This is a genomic window from Nostoc sp. ChiSLP03a (genome assembly GCF_034531215.2).
Lineage (GTDB): Bacteria > Cyanobacteriota > Cyanobacteriia > Cyanobacteriales > Nostocaceae > Nostoc.
The window spans coordinates 1-26,986 of the sequence record NZ_JAVRBQ020000080.1 but is presented as its reverse complement, the minus strand read 5'-3'; the positions used below and the strand labels follow the sequence as shown (position 1 = coordinate 26,986).

The window sequence follows — 26,986 nt, the reverse complement described above, 5'->3', positions numbered from 1 at the left end:
TCAGTTAAAATACTTGCCATCTTATTCCCCCGAGCTTAACAAAATTGAGCGATGTTGGTCATGGTTAAAAAGCCGAATTCGTAAGCAAATAATTCAATTTGGCTGTCTGAGAGATGCGATGGAAGCTGTGCTTCACACAGTGGCTTAACCGCCTTGGCGGTTGCTATAAACTCAAATAAAAGCATTATTAGATACTGATATTAGAATGTCAATATATTTCCAAAGTCTGGAACCTATGAAACAACTAGCAACCGAGTCACCATCCACCTGGCGTTTGATTCCAATGCTTCAGACATCAGGTGGAGTGCAAATGGCGATCGATGCTTGGTTGTTCAACCAATTTGAAAAGGGACAGCATCCGCCTACCTTGCGTTTTTATACCTGGCATCCCCACGCCCTCTCCTTGGGACATCTGCAAAAACAATGGCCTGCCCACTGGCATAATCTGATTTATCAGGGACAGCCACTCGATCTAGTTCGTCGTCCAACAGGAGGTAGAGCTGTTCTCCACCAAGGAAACTTGACCTACTCTGTGATTACCTCAGCTAGTACTGGAAAAAGCTGGGGTACTTATGAAAAAATCTGTAATTTTTTGATCCAAGGCTGGCAAACCTTGAATATTGAGTTAAATTATGGTTCTGCTGGACGGGGTTACATTCACAATCCCAGTTGTTTCAACACAGCAACAGCAGCCGACTTGGTTACTGCCGATGGAAGTAAATTTATTGGTAGCGCCCAACGCAAAGGAAGAAATACGATTCTTCAACACGGCTCGATGATTTTGTCTACAGACAAAGGTTTATTTCAGGAAATCTTTGAACAACCGGCTCCGTGGAATACCTCACTTTGCAATACACAGGAACAGGATGACTGGATTGCAAAGATTGTGGAGACATTGACAGAGACGGCAAAACAATACTTTGGTATAGAACTAGTTACCCAACCATTTACCGATCTTGAATGGGAAGATATCCTTAAATTGCGATCGCTTTATGAAGTGCGATCGCCTATTCCAAAACTTTAGTACTTTAGTTGAGTTGCAGCCAACTACCTAAACTCTCTCTCGATCGTACTTGTGTACTATAAAACTGCGATCGCCACATCAATTTCTTCGCACCGAGTCTAATCTGCAAAGCTAACCGGATCGTGCGAATCAATCCAACTTTCTTGCTATGCCAGCGCTATAAAGTTTTCTACCCCAATAGTGCTAGTTTGTATTCCAACAAGTTCCGCTAGTTTTTCTTGTGTATCTTTAACCTGAATTGAAGTGCTAAAAATGCCTTGTGTAATTGCGATCTGCTCAAATGTCAGATCCTCTAAAATGAAAAAGTCCTCTCCATGACGATAGTCAAGTATTTTATCTTGTCCATAAAGCGATCTCAGCACAAACCGATCGGCTCCTTTATCACCAATAAGGATATCGTTGCCTTTACCGCCATCGATAACATCATTACCATTACCTCCTAATAAAATGTCTTTCCCGTCTCCTCCTACTAAATAGTCTTGCCCTCCCCGCCCAACTAGAATATCAGCGCCTTTGTTTCCATAAAGATTGTCAGCAGAATCTGTCCCGTAGAGAAAATCGGTACAGTCAGACCCTATTTTTTCTGAAACGAATGCTTCTGTAACAGCCCGATCTGCTTGTACAAGCCCTGAACCTTCTCCTATAGAAAGTGCAGTATTTTGGACTTTAGTACGAATCTCTTCAGGAGTTAGATTTCCATCGGCTCGATCTAACATTAGTGCTACTAAGCCTGCTACGTGAGGTGCGGAGGCCGATGTTCCTCTAAAAACAGCAAATGGAGAGTCAGGAGCAAAAGCAGTTTCAACTCCATCTGGTGCATAAACTTCTGGCTTATTTCTTAAAATAGGTTTAGCCAGTCTATTTCCTCTTGAGTCCAGCAGAATAGGAGAACCCCCCCGACTTGAATAACTTCTAATTTCACTAGGATTATTTATATTTGTTGCACCGACTGCAATAGAGTTGGGTGCATTGCTAGAACCATAAACTGTTCGATTATTTGCGCTTTCATCTATATATTCATAATCAGTGCTACGATCCAGCCCGTTAGCACCACTTATCCACTTAAAAAAATCAGTTTTGCTATTTTTAGTATCAGCAAGTTTTGCAATAACAAAGTATAACTCTTCACTTTTCTTAGGAGCATACGAAAGCACTGCGATCGCTGCGTCTACAAGAGACTCGTTAGGTGAAACTGAGATTCTAACTATATTATCTAAACTGGGCAATTCTGGTGCATTTACTAAAAACTGAATATATTTAGATTCTACTTTTCCAGTAGGTTCGTTCCACGATAAAAACGGTCTGATTAGCGTGTTTTTTTCTAATACATTGAGGTTTTGGAAGATATCTATGTTTTCTCCGATGTCAAAATCATGAGCAGCTCGTTATCGTCTGATTCAACAACCTGATAGCCTTCAGAATCAGACAATAGATCGGAACCAGTAGGACGCAAATCAAAAATCTTGATAGTAGCCATTGATTTTTCCTCTTAGACGATGAATGAACAAGTATTTTTGGTAACATCTAAGTCTCAGAAAACTAACCCCCCTAGCCCCCCTTCTCTACAAGGGAATGGGGGTTTCAAAGCCTCTATGTGCTTGCCTAACGGCAGGCTGGCGCCAACGGGGAGAGGTTTTGAAAGGGGTTTATAGTATACTTTGCGACTTTTAAAACAATCTCTTAGACGAAGTTGTTTGTAATTAGATTAACTGTATCTTACCTAATCAGATTTATATCTATAATTCCAAGATTTCAAACTTATTTTTTATGCAAAATTACATGAGTTATGTTTTAATTATTCAATTATTTAATATTCAAAAATAAAAGTACTTTTATCTGAAAAATTATAGTGCAGTAGCGCGTTACTACTGCTAATCATCTAATTTCAAACTGAAGCTATGTTTTTTGTTGTAGATGGTGCTGTTTTTAGTTTGTCACACCACCAAAGCTTATAAAGCCTGACTTCTGACTGTTCATCCGAATGTTGTAAAGTTTTGTAACGAGATGTGGAATTCCCAGAGTTTTGATTCAGAGAAGTAACAAAGGTTCTCAAGAATTATCCAGATTAATGTCTATTTGGGCATTGCAAGTTATACCAGGAGGAATTGCTGTGGATAAGCAAGGTCTATACTTAACAACTTTCCAACATAAGCTTTTGCTCAAGAGTTTAGAAGCAGATTTACGTCCAGAATATCGCCGTCGCATTGAAATCATATTGTTGGCAGATGTAGGGCAATCTCAGACTCAAATTTGTGAAGCTTTAGGATGCTCTCAAGAGACGGCACGGCACTGGATGACGATCGCCCAAACAGGTCAAGCTCACCATTGGAGCGATCGCCCGATGGGTCGTCCCAAAGCTGTAAATGAGCAATATCTCGCTCGTTTACAAGAACTGGCAAGCCATAGTCCGCGTGAATATGGCTATCCATTTGAACGCTGGACTGGGCAATGGTTAAGCAAACATCTGACAAAAGAGATGGGAATTAAAGTTAGTGCTTGCCATGTTAACCGCTTGCTCAAAGAAATGGGACTTTCGACTCGCCAGACACGCAAAACTGTCGAGAAAGAAACTGATAACACAAAGAATTCTCGGATTACTATTGGCAACCTGCTACCCAACCCAGAGCCAGATTTTCGGTGGTCATTAAATTTTGCTCAGACCAATAACTAGTAGCGTGCAGTCTCTTGAGAACACCACAGAGCCTTGAAAATTGTATGCAGATGCGGACTATGAGGGTTTTGCTCAAACCTATAGACCTGATAAGGTTTTGATATTTACCACACCTGGAAAGTATGTAACTCACCTTTGCCGTTAGTTTTGTAAAGTAATTTTACAAAAACTAATGCCTTGCGTAAAACACAGACATAACTCACCGAGTAATAGCTAGCAACTCAAAATAATCAGTTTTGTGGAAGTATGGTTTCTAGCAACGGGATTTTAGAACAACGCAATTTTCTTCAAGTCACACTCCCGCATATCTGGGATCGTGACCTGAGCGATGTCTGCGACCATCTGCTCTACGAGACGCTACGCAAACCCTTACACCAGCAGAGTTTCTTAGCATTACAAAGAACCAATAGAGCGTTAGAGTCAAAAGTACAAGAGCTTTTAGCTGAATTAACCACTGCTAAAAAGCAATTTTGTCGTGAGAAAGCTTTCGATCGACAGACACAGATAGAATTAGAAAAGTCTCTTTCTTTGCTTCAGGCAACTTTAGATTCCACAGAAGAATTATTGGAAGCGATCGCTCCTCGACTGGAAAAACACGTTACCTCAAAGCAGTGGATATCAGAACCACAGCAGCTCTTTCCTATTTGCCCTCAACTAAAGAAAGTTTTTGATTACATCGAAGCTAATTATCATCAATCGATTGGTTTAAGTGACGTAGCTGTTGCAGTTGGTTATTCTGCAGCTTATCTAACCAATCTAGTGCGACGCAAAACGGGAAAAACAGTAAATGATTGGATCTTTGAACGCCGAATGCTAGCTGCGCGTGCCTTGCTTCTGGAAACCAACCAGCCAGTTAATCAGATTGCTTGTGCAATCGGCTATCAGTATGAAGGATATTTCTTTCGTCAATTTCGCCAGTTTCATGGGACTACACCTCAAGTTTGGCGTAATACTCAGCGTTCTAATGTTAGTGTCAATCAATTGCAACATAATGAATAGTTTTAACAACAAAATGTGCATTGTCCCTAAAATTTTTATTTCCTACACTTCTAAATATAGGAATGTAACTTGATTCTTGAAAGCAGACTAAGACTAAAAGCTTTATCCTACAAAGCTCATATCTTGGAAAGCTTTCAGTAATCAAACCTGATTCCTATTAATACAGTTTACTTTTCAAACAAAGTAGCTTGTAAAAGGCTGATATTAAGATGCTTTAGCCATCTTATTGGCAAATATAGCAGTCCTAAATCATTTGTGAAATATTTTTGGAGTTAGCTGTCATTAGCCATTTGTCCTTTGTAATTGCAAATGACTAATGACCAATGACCAAGGACGACCATAACAGAAATTTTCACAACTCAAATAGGATTGCTATAATTCCACATCAACATCAATCTAGAAAAGGAAAACGACAATGTTAAGCACCAAAGAAAACTTGAAACAAATTGAAATGGACACTATTCAACAGGAACCATTGTTAACCGAGTTGACTCCCGAAGCAGCAGCTACCGTCGAGGGAGGCCGTACCCTTACGTACACTACAAAAAATATCGACCCCGGTTCCTCATTGAATATTCGTCCGACTCCCAGCACCAAATTGCGCCCGATCGGGTCTATCCAACGTGGGGATTTTTTTGAGGCATCAAGTGGCATCACCAACGGGTTCCGCAAACTCTTCGGACGAGCAGGATGGGTGTCAGCGAAATTCACCCAGAGAGTCACCGTCCAGAACAGTTCAGCTGGGCGTATAGTATTAACTTAGAGTCAAGTAGACAAAATCAAAGCACGAGGAGCTACTAGGCAAGCTAAATAATTTTCATTGTTTAAATTACAGCTTTGCAGCGGTAGCCTAACGCCTAGTAGTCCGAGCGGACCATAGCAGTCCTAAATCATTTGTGAAATATTTTTGGAGTTAGCTGTCATTAGTCATTTGTCCTTTGTAATTGCAAATGACAAATGACGAATGACGACCATAACAGAAATTTTCACAACTCAAATAGGATTGCGATAATTCCACATCAACATCAATCTAGAAAAGGAAAGTGGCAATGTTAAACACCAAAGAACATTTTAATCAACTTGATGCAATTGCAGTAACAGAACTTGACAATGAGACTGCTGCTGCTATTCAAGGCGGTGCGGCATTGGAACTCTACAAAGACACCGGTGTTTTGGGTGCTTCAGGTTTGCTAGGCAGTTTCAACATTGGGGGTAGGGCTACACTGAGTTCAAGAGCAAACGACGAGATTAGCTCGGTTCTAATTAAGGATGGTGAATGGGAATTTTACGAGGATGCGAATTACAAGGGTAGATCCATAACCTTCACAAGAGGAAGGTACGACCTTGTTTTGTATCCCTTGGGCTTTGGCAGCAGTTGGAATGACAAAATCTCATCTTTCAAACGAATCGATTGAGCCAGCACTTTTGCTAAACGCTCATGACTCCGATCAAACAAACTGATTAGACCAGTAGAACATTTAAGGCGATCAAGATTTTCTCTTTTCCCCTTGCTCGCCTTTCTCTCTAACAAAAAGTAACACAACACATTTGTTGTCGATTGTTTTGAAAGACTCAAGAAGCTTACCTTTTCAACAATCAACAACAGATATAGAACCAACAAAGCTAGATGGTTTCAGTTTTGACCATGAAATATCAAAGTGTTCTGCAACATAGTGAAGAAGACTGTGGTGTGCAAGTCTTGCTACTATTGCCAAACACTACGGACGCACCTTTGCTATTAGTCGAATCCGGGAAGTAGTTGGTACTCGCGGGGAAGTAGCCTGCTGGGTTTGAGGCGGGGTGCAGAAAATCTAAGATTTAATACGCGTCAAGTCAAAGCCTCGGTGCAACTGCTTAACCAATTGCATAAAGCCCCTCTACCCGCCATCATTCGGCTATCAGTATAAAGGATATTTCTTTTGTCAATTTCGCCAGTTTCATGGGACTACACCTCAAGTTTGGCGTAATACTCAGCGTTCTAATGTTAGCGTCAATCACGATCGACATAATGAATAGTTTTAACAACAAAATGTGCATTGTCCCTAAAATTTTTATTTTCTACACTACTAAATATAGGAATGCAACTTGATTCTTCAAAGCATACTAAGACTAAAAGCTTTCTCCCATAATGCTCATATCTTGGAAAGCTTTCAGTAATCAAATCTGATTCCTATTAATACAAGGTTACTTTTACAAAAGGTAACTTGTAAAAGGTTGATATTAAGTGCTTTGCACTATTTGGTTGAGAAATTATTGCAGAACAATTCACACTTAATTAGGAAAAAAAGATGAAAGTCAATCAGCAGGAACAACTCTTAACTGAATTAGACTCTGTGTTGGAAGAAATTTCAGATGACAATTCTGCTTCTCTAACAGGAGGAGCCAGATCAACCTTCTCAGGAACAATTCCTGCCTTCGGATCAAGGACATTTTCAAAGGTATATACTACCACTCGTCAATTCAAAGACATTTCAATTCGATTGAATCAGAATATCAATGAATTCATAAAAGTTAAAGCCGTGCGTGCCGATAACCTACGTGATATAAGTAGTTTCGTAAGGTCGATTCCTCCAAACTCGGCAGGAAAGCTGATCACTGTTGCAGCAAACGTGCGCGATGGAGTCGCCTTCAGGCTCAACTTTTCAATTGACGGGTTTAATCTCGCCAAAAATATATCAGGGCCGATCACCTATTAGCAGGATGGTTTTAGCTTTTCGCCGTTAGTATCGTCTGACTTCTGGATTGAGGAATTTAGTTAAAGCGATCATTTTTAAGTTTGATCGGGCAATCAGGTTGTATCGCAAAAAAATTTTTCAACACTATTTGTAGTAATACTACAGTTTGTAATTTAATTACATGTAGGGTTTTTAAAAGTTTTTGCAACACAATCTTTAATACACTGAAAACCAGCTCCGGTCAGGGCTTTCGCCCTGACCGATCTTTCTCTGCTGCATAAATCTTAAAGATGAAATACCAGATTGTTCTACAACACAGCGAAGAAGACTGTGGTGCTGCCTGCCTTGCCACTATTGCCAAACACTACGGACGCACCTTTGCAATTAGTCGAATGCGGGAAGTAGTTGGTACAGGATCGCGGGGAACCAGCCTGCTGGGTTTGAGGCGGGGTGCAGAAACTCTAGGATTTAATACGCGTCAAGTTAAAGCCTCTGCACAACTGCTTGACCAATTGCATAAAGCCCCTCTACCCGCCATCATTCACTGGAAAGGCTACCACTGGGTCGTTTTATACGGTCAAAAGGGGAAAAAATATGTAATTGCTGACCCTGGTGTAGGCATCCGCTATCTCACCCGCGAGGAGTTGAGCGAAGGGTGGGGCAATGGCATCATGCTGCTGCTAACGCCAGACGACAGCCGCTTTTATCAGCAATCAGATGATAAAATTGGCGGCTTTGGGCGTTATCTGATGCGGGTTTTACCCTATCGCGCTATTCTGATTCAAGCGATCGCAATTAACATTGTCATCGGGCTGCTCTCCCTTGTCTCTCCTTTAATGATGCAATTGCTCACCGATGACGTGCTAGTGCGGGGAGATACGCAACTGCTAACCGTGGTGGCAATTGGCGCGATCGCGATGAATCTATTTAGCAGTGCGATCGGTTTGGTACAATCTCACCTAATCGGTCACTTTGGTCAACGACTGCAATTAGGACTGATTCTAGAATACGGACGACAACTGTTGCGTTTGCCCCTCTCGTACTTTGAAGGACGACGCAGTGGAGAAGTAGTCAGCCGGATTGCCGATGTGGATCACATCAATGAGCTAGTTTCCGAAATTGTCCTCGGTTTACCCAGCCAATTTTTTATCGCCTTGGTTTCCTTGGGCTTTATGCTCTTTTACAGTTGGGCATTGACTTTGGCTTCCTTGGCTGCTTTTATGATTGTCACCCTCGTCAACCTGCTTTTTCTCCCAGCTTTGCGCCAGAAAACCCGCAACGCGATCGTCTTAGGTACAGAAAACCAAGGCTTTCTCGTTGAAACTTTTCGTGGTGTCCAGGTGCTAAAAACTACCCAAGCCACTCCCCAAGCTTGGCAAGAGTATCAGGCAAATTATGGTCGGCTGGCTAACTTGGGCTGGAGTATGATGAAACTGGGGCTTTATAGTGGCACAATCACCAGTATTTTTTCTACTTGCACGAATATTGCTTTACTGTGGTTAGGGTCATATTTAGTGATTAATCGCACTTTGAGCATTGGTCAGTTGCTAGCATTTACTGGTATGAGTGGCAACTTTCTCGGCTTTTTGAGTTCAGTTATCGGCTTAGTTGATGAGTTTATCACTGCCCAGATAGTCATCCAACGCCTGACGGAGGTAATTGATGCTACCCCAGAAGACCAAAAGGACGAAAAAAAGCCTTGGGCAGAACTGAAGGGCAATATAGATATTACTTGCACTAATCTTAATTTCCACCACGCAGGTAGAGTTGACTTGCTGCAAGATTTTTCGCTGATTATCCCTGGCGGTCAAGTCATTGGTCTGATTGGTAAATCCGGCTGTGGTAAAAGCACCCTCGCCAAACTGCTTGCTGGTTTATATTTCCTCCAATCTGGCAATATCCGCTATGGCATCTATAATCAGCAAGACCTCTCAATGGAATGTCTGAGGCAACAGGTGGTGCTAGTACCTCAAGAACCTCATTTCTGGAGTCGCTCAATTATTGAAAATTTCCGCTTCAGCTATCCTCAAATCGCCTTTGAACAAATTGTGCAAGCTTGCGAGATTGCTGGTGCAGATGAGTTTATGAGTAAACTTCCCGATAAATATCAAACTGTTTTAGGTGAATTTGGCGCGAATCTTTCTGGTGGACAACGACAAAGATTAGCGATCGCTAGAGCTATAGTTACCGATCCGCCCATATTAATTTTAGATGAATCCACTGGCGCTCTCGACCCAGTAAGTGAAGCCAAACTGCTAGATAGACTGCTTGACCATCGCCAGGGCAAAACCACAATTATGATTAGCCATCGCCCCAAAGTGATTGGGCGGGCTGATTGGATTGTACTGCTAGAAGAAGGGCGCTTGAAAATTCAAGGCACTCCAAAGGCTCTACGCCATCAAGCTGGCGAACACTTAGACTTCTTAGACAGCGTTGACTCATTTACAAATGGTTTAGTGCCTAAATCCTCTAACTCCAACGGTAAATTCAGCGCAATCAGTAAATAACGTACAAATGACAAATGACAAATGACAAATGACAAGTAAATATCCAATTTAAATGCGTAACAGCTTAAAACAACATGATTAGCCATTCCAACTCAGACTACTTGCCTCCCATTCAAGACAACGAGTTTCTCCCGCCGCTTGGTCGTTGGACTACTTGGGGCGGACTAGTTTTTGTCTGTGCTGTGGGGCTAGCTGTTCCACTGGCTTCTATTACCAAATATAAAGTGACAGTTAAAGCACAGGCACTTGTCCGCCCTGCTGGTGAATTGCGGCTCGTTCAAGCTGCGACAGAGGGTCAGGTGATGCGCGTCTTTGTTGCAGAGAATCAAGTTGTCAAAAAAGGGGATGTTATTGCCACTATTGACAACTCGAAGTTGCAAACGAAAAAGAGCCAATTGCAAAGTAACATTGGGCAAAGTCGTTTACAACTTTTTCAACTCAACGCCCAGATTAATGCCATTAATAACCAGGTTTTAGCTGAAACAGAGCGCATCAACCGGATTATTGCTGGTGCTGAATCTGAATTAAGCGATCGCAGTCGGAACTATCAAGATAAACTTATTACTACCGCTACTGATGTCCAAGAAGCGAATGCTAATGTCAAAGCTGCGGATGCTGGTCTCAAAGCAGCTCAGTCAAAGCGAAATCGCTATGAGACTGTAGCCAAAGCCGGAGCCTTGTCTCAAGATCAATTTGAGGAAGCACAACTAGCTGTTCGCCAGCAAGAACAAGCCCTCCAGGCAGCTAAAGCCAAATTGCAAAATGTCCAAACTGCCCTTAATCCTAGTAATGCACAAGTAGCGATCGCTTATAATCGCATTGCCCAAGAAAAAGCTACCGGTCAAGCCAGCATTGCTACTTTAAATAAAGAACGTCTTAGCCTAATCCAGCAACGAATTGAAATTCAAAAACAGCTAGAGAGCGATACCCGCGAACTTCAACAAGTAAATATCGACCTCAGCCAAACTGTGATTACAGCCACAGCAGACGGGATTATTTCTAAATTAAACCTGCGAAACTCTGGTCAAACAGTGCCTGCTGGAGGGGAAATTGCCCAAATTGTCCCTAGTGATGCTCCCTTGGAGATTAAAGCAGCAGTAGCACTTCAAGATAAAAATAAGTTGAAACAAGGTCAAAAGGTACAAATGCGGGTTTCTGCTTGTCCTTATCCAGATTATGGTACTCTCAAAGGCCAGGTTAAGACGATTTCTCCAGATGCAATCGCACCTGTTGGAAATGCTGCTAATGCCACCGACACTACATCTGCCAATCAAAAGATGGCAAGCGTTGCTGCGTTCTATGGGGTAACAATTGAGCCAGAAAGACTTTCTCTAGGTAGGGACAAACACCTGTGTGCGCTGCAATTGGGAATGGAAGGTACGGTTGATATTATTTCTAGAGAAGAGACTGTAATGCAATTCTTTCTGAGGAAGGCGAGGTTGATTGCAGACTTGTAGTGCGTTGGCGTAGCCCGCCGCAGGCATCGCAGCGTAACTATTCGTAATTATTTCTCGCAATCCTGCCAGGGATTTTCTATCTATCCTTATAAGAGGGTGTAGTTTACTTGCTAGTTATTTAAGGGGTGCAATGTCTAGAATAAAGCGATGCAGACCGCTTTGGTGCTGGAAATTCGCACTGAGAAGTTGGTTGGTAATGGGTAGTGCGATCGGTGAAGCTGTATTGCAAACATTTGCTTTCTCTTTTAATTGCGCTTTTGCCCAAATTACCCCCGATAGCACTCTACCCAATAATTCTCGTGTTACAACACAAAACAATATCAGAATCATTGAAGGGGGAACCCAAGCTGGAAGCAATTTGTTCCACAGTTTTCAGGAGTTTTCTGTCCCCACCAATAGCGCGGCTTACTTTAATAATACTGTTGACATCCAGAACGTTATTAGCAGAGTAACGGGTGGATCGGTTTCTAATATTAATGGGTTAATTGGCACTAATGGTACAGCTAACCTGTTTCTAATTAATCCCAATGGGATTATTTTTGGTGCAAATGCCAGTTTAAATGTTGGTGGTTCATTTGTGGCGAGTACAGCAAACGCACTGCAATTTGGAAATATCGGATTTTTTAGCGCTACCGATCAAAATATCCCTTCACCATTGTTGACTATTAATCCTTCAGCATTGCTGTTTAATCAGATTAATCAAAACGGAGCGATTCAAAATAACTCAATAGCACCCACTGGAACAGATCCAGCAGGCTTTGATGCATTTGGTTTACGAGTACCAGATGGAAGAAGTTTACTGCTGGTGGGGGGAAATGTCAGCATGGATGGGGGACAATTAAATGCTTTTGGTGGACGAGTTGAGTTAGGAGGGTTAGGCGAATCTGGTAGTGTAACATTGGATGTAGATGGCGATAATCTCAGCTTAAGATTTCCTGAGAATATTGCGCGAACTTCAGTATCTCTTACTAATCAAGCAGGTATATATGTAACTGGGGCTGGTGACGGTAATATAGCAGTCAATGCCTCTAATCTAGAGATTTTAGGAGGAACTATCCTAACTGCTGGTATTGGGCAAGGATTGGGCACACCTGAAGCTGTTGCAGGAGATATTAGGCTAAATACTACCGGGGAAATCAAAGTTGCTGGCACTGGGAGTAGTGTTAGCAATCTGATGGGCTTGGAATCAAAAGGTAATGGGGGTAATATTACTATCGATTCTGGTTCTTTCTCATTACAAGATGGCGCTCAAATTGCTGCCTCAACATTGGGACAAGGAAATGCAGGGAATGTCAATATTAATGTTACTGGGGCTGTTGATATTGCTGGGGATAAAAATGGTTTAGCCAGTGGAATTAACAGTTTCGTGCAAAGGGGAGCAGTTGGCAATGGGGGTAACATTACTATCGATTCTGCTTCATTATCGTTACGCGATCGCGCTCAAATTGCTGCCTCAACATTGGGACAAGGAAATACGGGGAATGTAACAGTGCGTGCCAAAAATGCTGTTTCCCTTGCTGATAATGCTTACATCTTCAGCACGGTGGAAGCAGGGAGTGTAGGTAAAGGTGGCAATATCGACATCAATGCAGCAGCATTATCACTAATCGATGGAGCTAACCTAATAACCATTACTCGTCGTGCATCTGCTACCCAGCCAGCAGGACAGGGAGATGCGGGGAATGTGAATGTGAAAGTCTCTGGGAAAGTTGACATCGCTGGCGAGAAAAATAATTTTTCTAGTGGGATTTCCACCTCTGTGGAAGCGGGGACAGTTGGCAATGGGGGTAACATTACTATCGATTCCGGTTCCTTCTCGTTACGAGACGGCGCTCAAATTTCTGCCTCAACATTGGGACAAGGAAATGCAGGAAATGTGATAGTGCGTGCCAAAAATGCTATTTCCCTTGCAGATGCTAACATCTTGGGCACGGTGGGTTCGGGAAGTGTAGGTAAGGGAGGCAATATTGACATTAATGCTACCTCCTTATCGCTAAAAGATGGCGCTCAACTGGCAACTGCTACTCGTAGAGCATCTGATACCCTGTCGGCAGGATGGGGGGATGCAGGGAATGTCAATGTGAAAGTTACTGGCACTGTTGACATTGCTGGAAGGAAAAACCGTTTTTTTAGTGGGATTAACAGCTTGGTGCAAACGGGGGCAGTTGGCAATGGAGGTAACATTACTATCGATTCTGGTTCCTTCTCATTACGAGATGGCGCTCTACTTAATGCCTCAACATTGGGACAAGGAAATGCGGGGAATGTGACAGTGCGTGCCAAAAATGCTATTTACCTTGCAGATGCTAACATCTTCAGCATGGTGGGTTCGGGAGGTGTAGGTAAGGGAGGCAATATCGACATCAATGCTGCAACCCTATCACTAATTGATAGTGCTAACCTGCAAACTATTACTGCTAGAGCATCTGATAGCCTGCCAGCAGGATGGGGGGATGCGGGGAATGTCAATGTGAAAGTTACAGGCGCTGTTAACATTGCTGGGAAGAAAAATGGTTTTGCCAGTGCAATTTTAAGCCGGGTGGAAAGAGGCGCTGTTGGCAATGGAGGTAACATTACTATCGATTCTGGTTCCTTTTCGTTACGAGATGGCGCTTTTCTTTCTGCTGAAACTGTTGGACAAGGAAATGCAGGGAATGTGAGAGTACGGGCACTTAATGCTGTTTCTCTTGCTAATACTGCTGCTATCTTCAGCACGGTGGAAGCAGGGGCTGTGGGTAAGGGTGGCAATATTGACATTAATGCTGCTTCTTTCTCGCTAACAGATGGCGCTCAAATGCTAACTGCCACTCGTTGGGCATCTAAGAACCAGCCAGCAGGACGAGGCGATGCGGGGAATGTCAATGTAAAAGTGACTGGCGCTGTTAACATTGCTGGAGAGAAAAATGGTTTTGTTAGTGGTATTTCCAGTCGGGTGGAAGAAGGGACAGTTGGCAATGGAGGTAACATTACTATCGATTCTGGTTCTTTCTCTTTACAAGATGGCGCTTATTTTACTGCCTCAACCCTTGGACAAGGCAATGCAGGTGCAATCAAAGTTAATGCTGCTGATTTTGTTCGCATTTCTGGCAAGAGTGCCAACTTTACCAGTGGCTTGTTCGTTAACTCCCAAAGTCCAACGGGCACTGCTGGAGATATTGTTGTCAATTCACCTAGAGTTACCTTAGATAACGGTGGCACAATCAACGCCGAATCTGCATCGGGTAACGGTGGCGACATCAACTTACAAACTGATTTACTGCTTCTGCGTCGTGGCGCTTCCATTTCCACCACCGCAGGCACAGCACAAGCTGGTGGTAATGGTGGCAACATCACTATAAATGCCCCGTCGGGCTTCATAGTTGCCGTCCCAAGGGAAAATAGCGACATCACTGCTAATGCTTATACAGGCAGTGGTGGCAGAGTAGATATTCAAGCCTTTGGTATCTATGGCATTCAACCCCACTCTAACCGAACTTCTCTTTCGGATATCACCGCTAGTTCTGAGTTTGGTGTAAACGGCACTGTAGAACTTAACACACCCGACATTGACCCTAACAGTGGCTTAGTCAACTTACCTGCCGCACCAGTTGATAGCCGTGTAGCCCAAGGTTGTACTGCGGATAGCTCTCAAGCACAAAGCAAATTTATCATCACCGGACGCGGTGGCTTACCGCCTAATCCGGGTGAAGCCCTCAGCGCTGATGCAGTGCAGGTAGATTTGGTAACTCTCAACCCAGGAGTAGTTAAACCTCCTACTCCAGCAGTTTCCAGAAATCCGATTAACCCAACACCAAATCGCATAGTAGAAGCTACTGGTTGGGTAATTGCTGCTAATGGCGATGTAATTCTCACTCTTGTTGCACCCACCGTCACGCCTCATGATTCGTGGCAAAGGACAGCCGATTGTAGTGTATTTAATCAACGTCAGGGAGGTTGAGCAACTTACACTGTCTATTTTGAGTAAAAACGCGGTGCAAGTGAAAGCAAAAACATGGTGATAAAAAAATCTAGATTACGGAAAATCAAACGCTTTTTAAGTGTACTGCTACTTTTGTCTGTGTTTTTAGGCGCTCTTTTATTGCCTCCCACTTTCGCAAATATAACTGCGGAAAACTCCATTGTTAAAAGGTTGTCCGATGCCCAAAACTTGCTGGAACAGGGCAGTAAATTTTATGAAACCGAACGGTTTGCTGAAGCTGCTAATTCTTGGCAACAGGGTATCTCTGCATTACAAGGCAATGGAGATGAACAAAGGCTTGCGATCGCACTGGGTAATCTCTCATTAGCTTATCAGCAGTTGGGACGGTGGTCAGAGGCAGAAACTGCGATCGCTCAAAGTCTCAACTTATTACAAACTACTCAAAATATAAACACCAAAGACTCTTCGCAAATTCTAGCCCAAGTCCTAGATATCAAAGGTCGCCTGCAATTAGCTCAAAGCAAAGCTGAAGATGCTCTAGATACTTGGCGAATATCGCTTGACATTTATACCAAAATAGGCAATAAGAGAGCGGTTATTCAAAATCGGATTAACCAAGCGCAAGCTTTGCAAGCTTTAGGATTTTATCGGCAAGCCGAGAAGACATTAAGAGAAAGTACCCAGATTCTCCAAAGTCAACCCAACTCACCTGTTAAAGTTGCAGCTTTGCATAGTCTCGGCAATGTCGTGCAAGTCACTGGTGATTTAGAAACATCTCGGCAGATATTGCAGCAAAGTTTAGAATTAGCTTCATCGTTGCCAGATCGAGAAGCGATCGCTGATATTCTCCTCAGTCTTGGTAATACAGCCCGCGTACAGCAAGACACCCAAACAGCTATAAAATATTATCAACAAACTTTCAAAACTGCAACCTCACCCACTACACGCATCCAAGCTCAAGCTAATCAACTAAGACTATTGCTGAAAACTGACCAATTGTCAGCTTTCCAAACATTGTCCTCTCAAATGAAAACTCAGCTCAACAACTTACCCATTAGTCGGACAGCAATTTCTGCCCTGATTAACTTTGCCCAAAGTCTAATCCAATTCCGAAAGCAAACCGCCGCAGACGCTTTCTCATGGTTGGACATTGCCCAATTGCTAGCAACTGCGATTGAGCAAGCAAAAAGTTTGCAAGATAAACGCACAGAATCTTATGCTATTGGTGTTTTAGGCCAAGTTTACGAACAAACTCAACAGTGGTCTGATGCCCAAAACCTCACCCAACAAGCTTTACTCATTGCTCAAGCTATCGACGCTAAAGACATTGGCTATCAATGGCAATGGCAACTGGGACGTTTGCTGAAAGCTCAGGGAGATATCAAAGGAGCAGTAGCAGCTTACACAGAAGCAGTTAATAACCTTCAAGCCCTCCGCAGTGATTTAGTTGCTGTCAATTCTGCGGTGAAATTTTCCTTTCGAGAGGAAGTTGAACCAGTTTATCGACAGTTAGTCGATCTAATTTTGCAATCTCAGGGTAACTCGCAAGTTAGCTTTGAAAATCTCGCAAAAGCCAGCAATACAATCGAATTACTCCAAATAGCAGAACTAGAAAACTTTTTTCGCAACAACTGTTTAAATGCTCAAATCCGTAATCCAAAAAAAGATCCAACGGCAGCAATTATTTATCCATTTATTTTGCCAGACCGACTAGAGGTGATCGTCAAGTTGCCTCAACAGCGTTGGCTGCACTACACTACCCCTGTAGTTGAAAAAGAAGTAGAAACTACTTTAGCGCAACTACAGGAAAATCTACCCAAACCACACACGCTGCGACAGATTCAATCTTTATCCCAAAAGGTTTACAAATGGCTGATTCAACCTGCGGAAGCTGCCTTAGCTGAAAGTAAAATTCCTACTTTGGTGTTTGTGCTGGACGGCTGGTTGCGAAATATTCCGATGGCAGTTCTCTACGATGGCAAACAGTATCTAGTTGAGAAGTATAACATTGCACTCACCCCCAGTCTGCAACTGACTGAACTCAAACCATTGGAGAAAGGATTAAAGGCCATAGCCGCAGGATTGAGTGAAGCAAGTTCGGGATTTTCTGCACTACCCAACGTCAAACTTGAATTAGAAGAAATCCGCTCTCAAGTCCCTAGCAGCATCCTTCTAAATCAAGAATTTACCAGCAAAACTTTGCAAAACCAAATTAATTCTTTATCTTTCCCGATTGTTCATCTTGCAACTCATGGTCAGTTTAGCTCCAAGGCTGAAGAGACATTTATTGTTGCTTGGGATGAGCGTATTTATGTCAAAAACTTAAATAAGTTAGTGCAAACGCTAGAGCAAAATAGACCCGAAGCGATTGAATTGCTGATTCTTAGTGCGTGTCAAACAGCTGCCGGGGACGAACAAGCTACACTAGGAATTGCTGGTGTCGCTTTTCAGGCAGGAGCACGCAGTACCATCGCTTCTTTGTGGAACTTGGATGATGAATCTACTGCTGTGTTGATGAGTCAATTTTACCAAGAGTTAGCTAACAAAAACCTGACTAAAGCTGAACTACTCCGTCACGCCCAGCTAGCTCTTTTGCAAAATCCCAAATACAAACGTCCCAGGTTTTGGGCCCCCTATGTTCTTCTGGGTAATTGGCTTTGAGCCACTCTCACCACTTGATGTGGTGGAATTCATACTAGGAGTTAAAGTTAAGTTTTTGTCCATTTAGTTATGCATATGCAATTGTATCGACTGACAATGCGATCGCATCGACTGACAATGCGATTGTATCGACTGACAATGCGATTGTTTTGACTAACAATGCGATTGTACTGGGTGACAATGTGATCGCATCGACTAACAATGCGATTGTATCGAATGCATGAATTTTGAATTGGTATTACTTACTCTCTAAATTGCAGCACTCCACCCTTGGTTCAGTTGCAAAATCATTCAAACCAACAGCTTGCAACAGCGCCGTCCAAGAAGTCTCTTGCGAATTGGGGCGACGCAATTCACTAGCAGCACTCAGCGCTTCATACCAAATACCATTAGCCGCATAAAGGTTTACTTGCTGGCGTGGTGTTGCTTTTTCTAATTGAGTTTTTAAAGCAGGCTTTAGTTGCTCTCGTTTTACATAGCCTTCAACATTAGCAATAATTTGGTTATCTTTATTACAGTAAATGTTGAAATACCAACGATACCGCTTACCTGTCTCTAGAGGTGATGCTTTTGAGGGTAAACGAAAGCTAACTATTCCTGGTGTCCCCGTTAAAGAAGTTTTATAAATAGTCTGATTTTCTGCTTCATCTTCTAACACAAACTCTCCAGATGCAAAGTCGGATGCATAAGGAACATAAAATAAGAAACTAGGATGCTCTGCGATCGTTGTTCCAAATACCAATTCTGAGTTTGAATAAATAGGTACTAAAGCTGTGAGCCGCTTTTGAGAAGAAGTCATCTGCTTATTTATATCCTGACTACAGCCACGACTACCTGCTTCCCCTCGCTTACCTGGTTCCCCGATGTCTGGTGGTGGGGGCGGCGCAGCGAAAATCAGTGATTGATTTAATTGTCCATTGGGGTTTTCAGGCTGTGCCTGCACTTGGATACAGTTAAGGAGTGTTAAACTAATAGCGAGGAAAAGTTGAATCTTTTGCACAGACAATTTCATTTATTTTATACCTCAACTTGTAGAAATCAGTTGTCGCTGACCGAAAACGAAAAGGATACAGAGCAACTAAATTTATTTATGGGGATCGTTAATTTTGAATTTTGTTAGCGCAGCGTTAGCGAGTCTGCGAGCGTCATTTTGAATTTTGAATTCCCTGTTCGCGTAGCGTCCCGTAGGGAAGGGGTTGACCTTGTTGTGTAGATAGGTAAATCGCTACTGTGCTACCAGTAAGTACTAAAACTAACATTGACGGAACCAGGGGAACCCAAATGCCCTGGTAAAAGAAAATTAAGCAAAGAATGTATAAGCCCCCCAGTACGCCTCCTCCCGTAACTAATAGATATAGTCTCGATCGATAGCGCCAAGTAACTGTCTGCGACACGGCGTAGCCGATCGCACCTCCAACCACAGACCAACTCCAAATCCATAACGCTTCAACCCAAACAGGCAAAACTGATATCAAAGGTCGACCATCGATCGCAGCACTCACCAGCTGACTCACCATTTGCGCTTGTAAAATCACTCCTGGTACTTCCTGAGAAAAACCCTGTTCAGTCATGTAGGGGGTAGGATTATAATCACGGAAGCTTTGGGCAGTAGTACCAATGAGAACAATTCGGTCTTTGACTTGTTCGGGGTTGACCTTTCCTCTCAGAACATCTGTGAGTGTGACAATAGGTGCAATTTCTAAAGGTGAACCTTGGTAAGAGCGGTAATTAAGCAATATTTGATAGCCCCCGATATCCACTTTTTGATAGCCTCCCATCTGCGATTCTGTTTTGGAGCCATTTCGCGATCGCAACCGTTTAAAAACGATGTTACCTAGCTGTAAATCTCCTTGGGGGGTGTATTTCGCAAAAATCCCTTTTTTCTCCAAATAGTGAAATGCCAGTTGGGCATTAAGCGCGTAGCGTGCAGTACAAGGAGATATAGGGTTATCTGGCTGCATTGCTAATAAATGACGACGCAAAACATTGTCTGAGTCGGGAACAATATCACTAAATCCTTGGCGTTCTGGTGGAACTCCTTTGGGAGGTGAAACTCCGGGATAGTTTTGGGTGCGATCGCTAACTTTGCAAATTGCAAAGAAATTGTCATCAGTTTTCCAACGAGTGGTTAAAGAAGCCTGGTTAGGTTGTACTGGTTCGGCACGATAAATATCCAAGCCAATGGTTCTGGCTTGGAACTGTGCAAGTTTATCTAACAGTCGCGCCAGTGCCAGATTTGACAATGAGCCACTTCTTTGCTTCTGCTCTGGGAGGTCAAGATCGTTTTCAGTTACAGTGACGATTAATAAGCGCGAATCTTGCTTTTCCTGTGGACGCGATCGCATAAATTTGTCATATAAGAACAATTCCGATGTTTGCAATCCTCCTTGATGTCTTACCCCCAGTACACCAACAGTTATCAGCAGACTCAACAGTAGCAAGGTTCCAAGGCGGCGAATCTTAGGAATTCGGGGCTTTGCCCAAGTCATTGAGACTACAGCAGGATGTTCGCTAATTACTGGCAACCAACTTGCACCTGGATATTCCTTTTCTATTCCTTTAAGCCTTTGTCTGGCAGTGCGAACCGCAGCATATATAGATTCTCCTGATGAAAAAACCTCTAAAAAATGCTTTAAAAATTTTTGGGCTACTTTATCTGGTACTGGTTCCCGCATGACAATAATTTGCGGAATCTGTAAATCTTGTAGTTCTCGTGCTAATCCTAATCCATCGCAAGAGTTGAAAATCGCCAATTGTAACCCGTTGGCAACAGCATTTCTCAGGGCATATCTGAGTTCATCAATTGTTAATTTATCTGTTTTATTAATATAGATGCAACTAGCTTCACCCTCACTTTTGCTATGACCTGCAAAAAATAAGATATTCCAAGGTTGTTTCCATAATTTGTCATCGATGTCTGAATATTCAGGTTCTACTAAAAAAGTTGTAGTAGCATCAGGTAATTTCTCTAGTAACTGGCGGTCTTGCTCCACATCAATACCGTCACTATTGCCTAAAATTGCCAAAATTCTAATTTTATTTCTGCTGATGGATGTGTGCAATGCGGTTGTTACTAATTCTGATTCTGGAACACTGAGAACAACTTCAGCTTTGGGGTAATCTCGATCGATTAAATCCCACAAATGCCAAGGAAGTTTTTTGAGTTGCAAACAATGAGTGCGAATCAACACCCGCACTTCTTCATCTGGCATCAAGTGTTTGAGCCATTTTTCCCGCACGGCACGAAAAGACTCTGATAGCAACCAGTTATTCAGATGCTCTCGTACCTCACTAGCTTTTGTATTGCACTCCTGACGGCGCTGGGAAATAGAACCATCGTAAATAATTTTTTTGGCTTTGATGCGGGTAGATTTCCACAAGCTGCGATATGTGGACTGCCATTGGTCAATTGCTGTTGCCATATCTGGATTGGAGGGTAGCTTGCCAGTAATTTCTGTATTCGGGCGTTTGCCCTCTTCTCCAATCTCCAGCGTTACCTGCACGCCTAAGTGCAAATTGCCATCTAGTTTCAGCACAACTAACTTTTTCATTGGCAACACCCCTGCTGTTGTTCTTAACAAATGACAAAATTTTCTGTGATGCTGATATCTCCCAGAACAAGTTGAACGCTGAAACGTTCTCCCACTTCACAACTAAATTCCAATTGAATATTTTTATTGTTGCTTCTTGTTTGAGCTTCCATCACAGATGCCCCCTCAAAATCCAGCACCATTAGATGGAGATTTGGTGGCAGATAATCTTGTCCATTTGTCGGATGTAATTCTACGATAATGTCCATTTCTTGCTCGTTATCTGAAGGTAAGGTAACGACTAAAACCACTGCACGTTTGCTCAAAAAATCTCCTACATCAATCAACTTACCCCTGCTAAGAAAAGCACCTGCCTTACTTCTCATACCCCAAGCTGGATTAGCACTTTGAGTGCCTAAAAGAGTCTCAACTTCTTGCCAACCAGCTTCAAAAATATTTTCCAACCATTGCTTCAAATTAACTAAATTCTGATTATGGTTCAGCGAATTATCAGCTATTGCAGCAACTTGTAATTGAGAAAGTTCTTCTAAATACTCCAAGAGATTGTCTAAAGGTTGCAATTGGTTAATGGGTAATAAATCAGTTTGTACTTGCTTGACAAATCCCAGCAGCGTTGCTTCTCTAAATGATTTGCCAATTTGCACAGCTACATAGCCAATTCGATTTGACTGTACTTCTGGCGGTACATAAACAAATTGTGTATCTGGCAATACTGGGCGACATTCTAATAAGCCCAAGTTTTTTAGCGATAAATCAGCAACATCCATAAGTGTCTGTTGGATGACATTCCAACTATCACTTTTATGCAAGTCTGTCTCAAATCCCATGCAACATAGATAATAATTTACGAACGACACAGATAAAGTATTGAGATAAACTTGTTCGCCTTTTGCTTGCGTGGCTTGTTGTCTGCGTAACTCTTCTGCTCGATGCCTTCCATCCACCGGTATTGGGGCTGAAAATGTTAAAACGTTGATGCTTCTGCTCATATTTTTGCCTAGCTGATTAGATGATATTAAACATTAAATACATAAATATTCATGAAATTTAGCAGCAAATTTTCTCAAACAACGTTGATAAAAACTATGAAGAGATGTAATTCCAATACCCGATTCTGCCGAAATCTCTTTCCAGGAAATGCCAGAACATCTTCTTTTAGCTATAGCTTGAAAGTTGGCCTCTGGATGACCTTTAATATGTTCCTTGCAAAAAAGTAATTCTGGGTCAGTTTCTATACATTCTCTTACTTGTTCAAATAAAGACATAGATTGAGATGAAGGTATATTTTCCAGATGAGAGGTTTCAAGATTTATTTCATTTTCTTTGCCGATAATTTTGGGTATAGCCTCTGGAAAAAAACGTTTAGTTAATAGCATATTTACCCAAGTCATCACTTCGCCGCGTTCTGGGTCATACTTGTTAATATTGTTATCTTGACAAATATAGAAAAATAAATTTTGTACTGCTTCATCATAGATATCTTGATAAAGTAGTTGAAATTGACCTTTATAAGGACTAACAAGCTTACCTGACTGCCAAATAGCATTAATCAAACGTGTTAAAGCTATCCGCTTTTCCTTGGTTAGGTGTGTATATTGTTGGGCTGCGATCGCTAAGTCTTTAAGTTGTCCATCTAGTTGTTTTCTCCAGTCATTACTCATAAAAGACCTCGAATCAGAACGCACCAAGTTGCAAATTCATCTATATCTCATGTATTACTCGCAACTTTTACACAAACCAGCCATAATTGTTACAAAACTTTGTGCTTATGTATTGAACCGGGGACTGGGAAGATGTGGCTCGGCGCAACACCAGATTTTTTGGTGTTTATGCTGACCTCCTTTCAAATTCGATAGAAAGTTAAATTCCTTTAAAGTAATTTATCTAACCATAGCGATGCAGAGAACACAGAGTAAAGAGATTAAAAAGGAATTTTTGACCAAAATTTTTACCCACCTTGAAAGGGCTAGTTTTACATAAATAACAACAACAGCGTAGCTGAGATGAAGTTTTATCACTACGCCAAACGGGATAATTTGGGCAGATTACAGGCGGCGTTATACATTATTAAGTGTATCTGCAATACCGGACTTGTTCTGGCTTAGTCTCAATAGCAAAGGTTTGGAGATGTTTACTTTATCAGAAACTTCTATCCTGGCGGCAATCCTACTGGTAGCTTTAGGCATTTTGGGCTGGGGCTTTTATCGCGCCAGACCTTTTGGTAAACTGGGAATCTTAGCCTGGTTACAGTCGGTGGTGTTGATGACTCCCTGGCTTTTGTTTTTTGGATTGTTTGCCGCAGGGATTTACATCAATATAACGGGTATATTGTTCTTAGTGGTGACATCTGCCGGATTGTACGTCTACTTGGGCAGACAGTTACGCCAAGCTGGGCAAGATACCATCCTCAAGCAACGCGCCACAGAAAGACTCGCTGCGGCTTCCTCACTTGAAGCAAATTCCCCACAACCAAAAGTAGCAGAACTGAAACCGGAAATCCCACCGATACCAGAAGAAGACTTGAATGCAGTTAAAGGTATTTTCGGTATCGATACATTTTTTGCTACAGAAACGATCGCCTACCAAGATGGAGCTATTTTTAAAGGCAATCTACGGGGAGAACCAGAAGAGACTCACAACCGTCTAACTGCAAGTTTACAACAACGCCTTGGCGATAAATATCGTCTGTTTTTAGTGGAAAATACAGACGGTAGACCTGTAGTGATTGTCCTACCGAGCCGCAACGATCCCCGGCCGATGTTGTTATCGCAAAAAGCCTTTGCAGGTGTTCTGTTGATAGCGACCATTGCTACAAGTTTAGAAGCTGCGGGATTACTGCTAAATTTTGATTTTTTTGCCAATCCAGGGCGGTTTCAAGAAGCTTTGCCCATAGGCGCGGGAATATTTTCGATTTTACTAGCTCACGAAATTGGTCATTGGTTACTTGCCCAGCGTCACCAAATTCGCCTTAGCTGGCCCTTTTTTCTCCCCGCAGTGCAAATTGGTTCTTTTGGTGCAATTACCCGCTTTGAGTCTTTATTGCCCAACCGCAAGGTATTATTTGATATCGCTTTGGCAGGGCCAGCCGCAGGTGGCATCGTTTCTTTATTAATGTTGGTGACGGGCTTGCTGCTTTCCCACCCAGGTAGTTTATTTCAATTGCCCAATCAGTTTTTCCAAGGGTCGATTTTGGTAGGAAGCTTGGCGCGAGTTGTCCTTGGTTCGGCATTGCAGTCATCCTTGGTAAGTGTTCATCCCTTAGTGATAATTGGTTGGCTGGGGTTAGTAATTAACGCTTTGAATTTGATGCCAGCAGGACAACTAGATGGTGGGCGAATTATTCAGGCGATTTATGGACGCAAAACCGCAGGACGAGCAACGATCGCAACTTTAATTTTACTAGCGGTAGTGTCTCTCGGTAATACTCTTGCCATGTACTGGGCGATCGTAATTTTCTTTTTGCAACGGGATCAAGAACGCCCCAGCTTGAATGAAGTCACTGAACCTGATGATGCTAGAGCCGCTTTGGGTCTTTTGGCTCTCTTCTTGATGATTACCACGCTTCTACCCTTAACTCCTGGCTTGGCTGGGCGTTTGGGAATAGGATAGTGTTTATGCAGCCTACACCCAAACAAGCAATCTCTGCAATTCGGGTGTGCGCTCAACTTACTAGAGTTTATAAAGGAATAGACCTTGTAAGATTAGACGAGCGCATCAGAAATGTTTATATCTTGGCAAATAATTCAATCGAAGCTGAGGTAACATCAACTGGAGAAATTCTTTGGTCATGACACAACCTAACTTTCAACAAATGCCTTTAGAGCAGCTAAGAACTTATATTTTGGAGCATCGCAACGACGATGAAGCATTCCATGTCTACATCGACAGGAGACGTGCCCAATCTCCAAAACAGATGCCGATGACTATTGAGGAAGCGGAGGCTGATTTACAAAGACGGTTTGGACAGCAAGCTAGTTAAATTACCATGAAAGATCCTTAAGTGATTGTCGGTGAACCTTCGCTTAATTTAAGCGATGTGTTCACAGACAGCTTGTGAGGAAAATTAACTGAAAGGTTTCCAACCTGCTAGCAAATTCGGGTAAGCCGTTGGTGTGGGGAAAATCTTCTGGAAGCCAGATTGACGGTCTTGCGGCTTTTCTTTGCTCATATTCCAGAGGGTTTCATAGAAAAAGAATGAGACTCCGGCAAAATTGCGATCGCGTACTTTTTGCACTTGTGTTTGAATCTGCTGCATTGGTATAGATCGGTTTTTTAACCCAGCCAAAATGCCTACACTCACTGGAATATGACTCTTGGCTGCTTTCACTTCTGGATACTCTAATTCGCTGATAAAAACATTCAAGTCATCCCGATATACCTGCAAAACTAAGTCTTCGACGATTCCTAGCCGTTCCCACTTCTGCCAGTCTGCTAAAAAGAAATCGTAGGAAAGACGCTGAGGATTAGGAGCAACGGAAACCAGGCAATTTTTTTTAGTAGCTTTGATAGCTGTAAATACCCGCTTCATAAACTCGGTGATTTTATTAGCTCTCCAACGTACCCATTCTGAATCTTTGAAGTTTTTCGAGGGAGCTTTACCACCGTGTTCTTTTTTGTAAAGTGCCACTGTATAAGCATCGTATCCTAATTCTGATGGTAAGCCAAAATGGTCATCAAATTGAATACCATCGATATTGTAGTTTCTAACAATTTCAACGATTAAATCTTGAATAAATTGTTGTACTTCTGGACGAAAGGGATTTAGCCAAACGCGATTATGTGTACCTTCTTTGACAATCCGAGTCCCATCGCTGCGACTGGTGAGCCATTGGGGACGATTTTTAGCTAATAGAGAATCCGCTGGTGCCATAAAGCCAAATTCAAACCAGGGAATTACTGTTAACCCTTTTTGATGGCCCACATCGACAATTTCTTTGAGGATATCTCGCCCTTTAAGTCCTGGTGTGGGATCGAGCGATCGCCCGATAACTTTTTGGGCAACTTTGCTAGGATACAATGTATATCCCCAATTCCAAACCGCCGGATATATGGTGTTAAAATTGAGTTCATCAAGGCGTTGCAAAGATCCCTTGAGGCGATCGCGCTCAAATAACACATCACTATCAATATTTGTTAACCACACTCCCCTTAACTCAGATTTTGGCGTTGACGGCAGATTAATTTGAGCGTTCAAAGGAAACGACAAAATCAGCGTCGCGATCGCGCTTAAGGTAAGCATAACTATAAACAAAAGAGACTTTCTACTCTGGCGAATATTCCACCAAGAAGAAAACTCAACACACCACTCTACAAACCTTTTCATCATTATTTAAAATGTCTGTGTCAGTGAAGGAAACATTGGCATGATAAATAATATTAATGCTTAATACCAATTTTTTATAAAGCTGCATAGAATTCGATCCCCCCTAGCCCCCCTTATAAAGGGAGGAACCAGAAAAACATATCAAAGTCCCCCTTAAAAAGGGGGATTTAGGGGGATCTAGATATGTGTAACTTCACAT

Annotated in this window: 22 protein-coding genes and 1 pseudogene; 15 read left to right on the top strand and 8 right to left on the bottom strand. The window is 42.4% G+C overall.

From position 1 onward, the window contains the following. Window positions 1-148: transposase (locus RMY32_RS13695; RefSeq protein WP_322714970.1), on the top strand; the 148-nt coding region annotated here is incomplete at its 5' end. A gap of 87 nt (window positions 149-235) precedes the next feature. After that, window positions 236-1,024 carry a biotin/lipoate A/B protein ligase family protein gene (locus tag RMY32_RS13690; RefSeq protein WP_322714968.1) on the top strand — a complete coding sequence of 263 codons (789 nt, stop codon included), beginning with the start codon at window positions 236-238 and terminating at the stop codon, window positions 1,022-1,024. A gap of 4 nt (window positions 1,025-1,028) precedes the next feature. On the opposite strand, the gene RMY32_RS13685 is transcribed toward RMY32_RS13690, so the two are convergent. The 3 genes from RMY32_RS13685 to RMY32_RS13675 all read right to left on the bottom strand — a co-directional run bounded on the left by RMY32_RS13685 (window position 1,029) and on the right by RMY32_RS13675 (window position 2,501). Next, on the bottom strand, window positions 1,029-1,157 hold the full coding sequence (locus RMY32_RS13685) for a hypothetical protein (protein ID WP_322714967.1): 129 nt from the start codon (window positions 1,155-1,157) through the stop codon (window positions 1,029-1,031). 13 nt (window positions 1,158-1,170) lie between these two features. Then, on the bottom strand, window positions 1,171-2,250 hold the full coding sequence (locus RMY32_RS13680) for a S8 family serine peptidase (RefSeq protein ID WP_322714966.1): 1,080 nt from the start codon (window positions 2,248-2,250) through the stop codon (window positions 1,171-1,173). Window positions 2,251-2,372: 122 nt separating this feature from the next. Then, window positions 2,373-2,501: a hypothetical protein gene (locus tag RMY32_RS13675; RefSeq protein WP_322714965.1), complete on the bottom strand. Its 129-nt coding sequence runs from the start codon at window positions 2,499-2,501 to the stop codon at window positions 2,373-2,375. Window positions 2,502-3,092: 591 nt separating this feature from the next. Here RMY32_RS13675 and RMY32_RS13670 point away from each other — a divergent pair. The 10 genes and pseudogenes from RMY32_RS13670 to RMY32_RS13625 all read left to right on the top strand — a co-directional run bounded on the left by RMY32_RS13670 (window position 3,093) and on the right by RMY32_RS13625 (window position 17,913). Beyond that, a complete protein-coding gene (locus RMY32_RS13670; RefSeq protein ID WP_322714964.1) occupies window positions 3,093-3,695 on the top strand; it encodes a helix-turn-helix domain-containing protein in 603 nt (200 codons plus the stop codon). Between the two features lie 246 nt (window positions 3,696-3,941). Continuing rightward, window positions 3,942-4,694 (top strand): AraC family transcriptional regulator, encoded by a 753-nt coding sequence (locus RMY32_RS13665; RefSeq protein ID WP_322714963.1) that lies wholly within the window; start codon window positions 3,942-3,944, stop codon window positions 4,692-4,694. A 415-nt stretch (window positions 4,695-5,109) separates the two neighbouring features. After that, the gene (locus RMY32_RS13660) at window positions 5,110-5,457 is read left to right on the top strand and encodes a hypothetical protein (RefSeq protein WP_322714962.1); all 348 of its coding nucleotides are present in this window, start codon (window positions 5,110-5,112) and stop codon (window positions 5,455-5,457) included. Between the two features lie 286 nt (window positions 5,458-5,743). Further along, window positions 5,744-6,109 carry a beta/gamma crystallin-related protein gene (locus tag RMY32_RS13655; protein WP_322714961.1) on the top strand — a complete coding sequence of 122 codons (366 nt, stop codon included), beginning with the start codon at window positions 5,744-5,746 and terminating at the stop codon, window positions 6,107-6,109. A gap of 230 nt (window positions 6,110-6,339) precedes the next feature. Next, window positions 6,340-6,586: pseudogene (locus RMY32_RS13650) on the top strand (cysteine peptidase family C39 domain-containing protein); the annotation flags it as partial. A gap of 396 nt (window positions 6,587-6,982) precedes the next feature. Further along, window positions 6,983-7,390 (top strand): hypothetical protein, encoded by a 408-nt coding sequence (locus tag RMY32_RS13645; RefSeq protein WP_322714960.1) that lies wholly within the window; start codon window positions 6,983-6,985, stop codon window positions 7,388-7,390. 269 nt (window positions 7,391-7,659) lie between these two features. Continuing rightward, window positions 7,660-9,876, top strand: a complete 2,217-nt coding sequence (locus RMY32_RS13640) for a peptidase domain-containing ABC transporter (protein ID WP_322714959.1) — start codon at window positions 7,660-7,662, stop codon at window positions 9,874-9,876. Between the two features lie 74 nt (window positions 9,877-9,950). Next, on the top strand, window positions 9,951-11,333 hold the full coding sequence (locus RMY32_RS13635; protein WP_322714958.1) for an HlyD family secretion protein: 1,383 nt from the start codon (window positions 9,951-9,953) through the stop codon (window positions 11,331-11,333). A gap of 130 nt (window positions 11,334-11,463) precedes the next feature. Further along, window positions 11,464-15,270 carry a filamentous hemagglutinin N-terminal domain-containing protein gene (locus RMY32_RS13630; RefSeq protein WP_322714957.1) on the top strand — a complete coding sequence of 1,269 codons (3,807 nt, stop codon included), beginning with the start codon at window positions 11,464-11,466 and terminating at the stop codon, window positions 15,268-15,270. 54 nt (window positions 15,271-15,324) lie between these two features. Beyond that, window positions 15,325-17,913 (top strand): CHAT domain-containing protein, encoded by a 2,589-nt coding sequence (locus RMY32_RS13625; protein ID WP_322714956.1) that lies wholly within the window; start codon window positions 15,325-15,327, stop codon window positions 17,911-17,913. A gap of 238 nt (window positions 17,914-18,151) precedes the next feature. Here RMY32_RS13625 and RMY32_RS13620 read toward each other — a convergent pair whose 3' ends face one another. From RMY32_RS13620 to RMY32_RS13605, 4 genes are all read right to left on the bottom strand, one after another. Further along, complete coding sequence (locus tag RMY32_RS13620) at window positions 18,152-18,925, bottom strand: DUF928 domain-containing protein (RefSeq protein WP_322714955.1); 774 nt, start codon at window positions 18,923-18,925, stop codon at window positions 18,152-18,154. A gap of 133 nt (window positions 18,926-19,058) precedes the next feature. Further along, window positions 19,059-21,464, bottom strand: a complete 2,406-nt coding sequence (locus RMY32_RS13615) for a CHASE2 domain-containing protein (protein ID WP_322714954.1) — start codon at window positions 21,462-21,464, stop codon at window positions 19,059-19,061. A 23-nt stretch (window positions 21,465-21,487) separates the two neighbouring features. Then, window positions 21,488-22,453 carry a DUF1822 family protein gene (locus tag RMY32_RS13610; protein WP_322714953.1) on the bottom strand — a complete coding sequence of 322 codons (966 nt, stop codon included), beginning with the start codon at window positions 22,451-22,453 and terminating at the stop codon, window positions 21,488-21,490. Window positions 22,454-22,486: 33 nt separating this feature from the next. Then, window positions 22,487-23,125 (bottom strand): sigma-70 family RNA polymerase sigma factor, encoded by a 639-nt coding sequence (locus tag RMY32_RS13605; RefSeq protein WP_322714952.1) that lies wholly within the window; start codon window positions 23,123-23,125, stop codon window positions 22,487-22,489. A gap of 466 nt (window positions 23,126-23,591) precedes the next feature. Between RMY32_RS13605 and RMY32_RS13600 the strand changes: the two genes are divergently transcribed. From RMY32_RS13600 to RMY32_RS13590, 3 genes are read left to right on the top strand one after another with little or no spacing between them, the layout of a single operon-like run. Then, window positions 23,592-25,073, top strand: coding sequence for a site-2 protease family protein (locus RMY32_RS13600; RefSeq protein WP_322714951.1), 1,482 nt, complete (start codon window positions 23,592-23,594; stop codon window positions 25,071-25,073). 5 nt (window positions 25,074-25,078) lie between these two features. Further along, window positions 25,079-25,255 carry a DUF6888 family protein gene (locus RMY32_RS13595; protein WP_322714950.1) on the top strand — a complete coding sequence of 59 codons (177 nt, stop codon included), beginning with the start codon at window positions 25,079-25,081 and terminating at the stop codon, window positions 25,253-25,255. Next, complete coding sequence (locus RMY32_RS13590) at window positions 25,252-25,443, top strand: DUF6887 family protein (RefSeq protein WP_322714949.1); 192 nt, start codon at window positions 25,252-25,254, stop codon at window positions 25,441-25,443. The genes RMY32_RS13595 and RMY32_RS13590 overlap by 4 nt, the downstream gene beginning before the upstream one ends. 84 nt (window positions 25,444-25,527) lie before the next feature. Here RMY32_RS13590 and RMY32_RS13585 read toward each other — a convergent pair whose 3' ends face one another. After that, window positions 25,528-26,787 carry a glycoside hydrolase family 10 protein gene (locus tag RMY32_RS13585; RefSeq protein WP_322714969.1) on the bottom strand — a complete coding sequence of 420 codons (1,260 nt, stop codon included), beginning with the start codon at window positions 26,785-26,787 and terminating at the stop codon, window positions 25,528-25,530. Between the last annotated feature and the right edge of the window lie 199 nt (window positions 26,788-26,986).